We start from the raw sequence: 2,190 nt of genomic DNA, 5'->3' as shown, positions 1-2,190 counted from the left end.
ACCTCAGGGCCGTCGGGTCAACAGCACTTCGGCCCACCCTTGCCACCGTAACGGGCCTCCTGGCGTTCGCGGAAGAACGCCTCGTAGTCCATCACCGGTTTGTCCGGGTGCTTGGTTTGCATGTGCTCGACGTAGTTGTCGTAGTCGGGCATGCCGACCATCAGGCGGGCGGCCTGACCGAGGTATTTACCGAGGCGACTCAAGTCATTGAACATCGTTGCAACCCTCGTGTCAGGCGTCCGGCAGGGCCTGGAATGGCGCTTCTTTATCCGTGCGCTCTTTCGTGCCCCAGGCGGCAACACCGACCTTGAGCGCGTAGAACAGGATGCTGAGCACCACGAACAGGAACAGCACCGTCAGCGTGGCGTTGGTGTAGGCATTGAAGACCACGTGCTGCATCTGCTCGACGCTCTTGGCCGGGGCCAGGATCTGGCCGGCCGCCAGGGCGTCGTTGTATTTGCGCGCCAGGGCCAGGAAGCCGATCGCCGGGTTGGCGTCGAACAGCTTGATCAGGCCCGCCGTGGTGGTGCAGATCAGCAGCCAGGCCGCCGGTAGCAGCGTGACCCAGATGTAGCGCTGGCGCTTCATCTTGATCAGCACTACTGTGCCGAGCATCAGCGCGATACCGGCCAGCATCTGGTTGGAGATACCGAACAGTGGCCACAAGGTGTTGATGCCACCCAACGGATCGATCACGCCCTGGTACAGCAGGTAGCCCCACAGGGCCACGCAACCGGCGGTGGCGATCAGGTTGGCGGTCCAGGATTCGGTGCGCTTGAGCGAGGGCACGAACGAGCCCAGCAGGTCCTGCAGCATGAACCGCCCGGCACGGGTGCCGGCGTCTACCGCGGTGAGGATGAACAACGCTTCGAACAGGATCGCGAAGTGGTACCAGAACGCCATGGTGTTCTCACCCGGCAGCACCGAGTGCAGGATCTGCGCGATACCGACCGCCAGGGTCGGCGCACCGCCGGCACGGGCCAGGACGGTGGTTTCGCCAATGTCCCGGGCCACCGCCTGCAACGCGTCCGGGGTGATGGCAAAGCCCCAGCCACTGATGGTCTGGGCCACGGCCACGACGTCACCGCCGACCACCGCCGCCGGGCTGTTCATGGCGAAGTACACGCCTGGCTCGATCACCGACGCGGCGACCATCGCCATGATCGCCACGAAGGACTCCATCAGCATGCCGCCGTAGCCGATGTAGCGGGCGTTGGTTTCGTTGTCCAGTAGCTTGGGCGTGGTGCCCGAGGAGATCAGCGCATGGAAGCCCGAGACCGCGCCGCAGGCGATGGTGATGAACAGGAACGGGAACAGCCCGCCCTTCCACACCGGGCCCAGGCCGTTGGTGAACTGGGTCAGCGCCGGCATTTTCAGCTCGGGCATGGTGATCAGGATGCCGATCGCCAGGGCGACGATGGTGCCGATCTTGAGGAAGGTCGACAGGTAGTCCCGCGGGGCCAGGATCAGCCACACCGGCAGCACCGCCGCGACGAAACCGTAGCCGATCAGCATCCAGGTGATCTGGATCCCGGTGAAGCTGAAGGCCTTGGCCCAGACCGGGTCGGCGGCGATCTGCCCGCCCAGCCAGATCGAGCCCAGCAGCAACAGCACGCCGATGAGCGAGATTTCACCGATGCGGCCCGGGCGGATGTAACGCATATAGACGCCCATGAACATCGCGATCGGGATGGTCGCCATCACCGTGAAAATCCCCCACGGGCTCTCGGCCAGGGCCTTGACCACGATCAGCGCCAGCACCGCGAGGATGATGATCATGATCAGGAAGCAGCCGAACAGCGCGATGGTGCCGGGGATGCGGCCCATTTCCTCGCGGACCATGTCGCCCAGGGAACGACCGTTACGACGGGTGGACAGGAACAGGATCATGAAGTCCTGCACGGCCCCCGCCAGCACCACGCCGGCGATCAGCCAGAGCGTGCCGGGCAGGTAGCCCATCTGCGCCGCCAGAACCGGCCCGACCAGCGGCCCCGCGCCGGCAATGGCGGCGAAGTGGTGACCGAAGAGGATGTGCTTGTTGGTCGGGACGAAGTCCAGGCCATCGTTGTTGAGCACGGCAGGGGTGGCCCGGCGCGCATCGAGTTGCATCACGTTGTTGGCGATGAAGAGGCTGTAGTAGCGGTAGGCGACCAGGTAGATGGCCACGGCTGCGACGACGATCCAGAGGGC

2 protein-coding genes are annotated in these 2,190 nt (G+C 64.8%); both read right to left on the bottom strand.

Annotated features, from left to right (window positions below; all coding sequences use genetic code 11):
• Positions 1-17: 17 nt before the first annotated feature.
• Positions 18-215, bottom strand: coding sequence for a YbdD/YjiX family protein (locus FGE05_RS29535; protein WP_008371622.1), 198 nt, complete (start codon positions 213-215; stop codon positions 18-20).
• Between the two features lie 16 nt (positions 216-231).
• Positions 232-2,190: carbon starvation CstA family protein (locus FGE05_RS29530; RefSeq protein WP_139650427.1), on the bottom strand; the 1,959-nt coding region annotated here is incomplete at its 5' end.

It is taken from the genome of Pseudomonas sp. ICMP22404, assembly GCF_006227205.1.
In the GTDB taxonomy this organism is placed as follows: domain Bacteria; phylum Pseudomonadota; class Gammaproteobacteria; order Pseudomonadales; family Pseudomonadaceae; genus Aquipseudomonas.
Note: the sequence above shows the minus strand (reverse complement) of the source record. Positions and strands in the feature narration are given on the sequence as shown.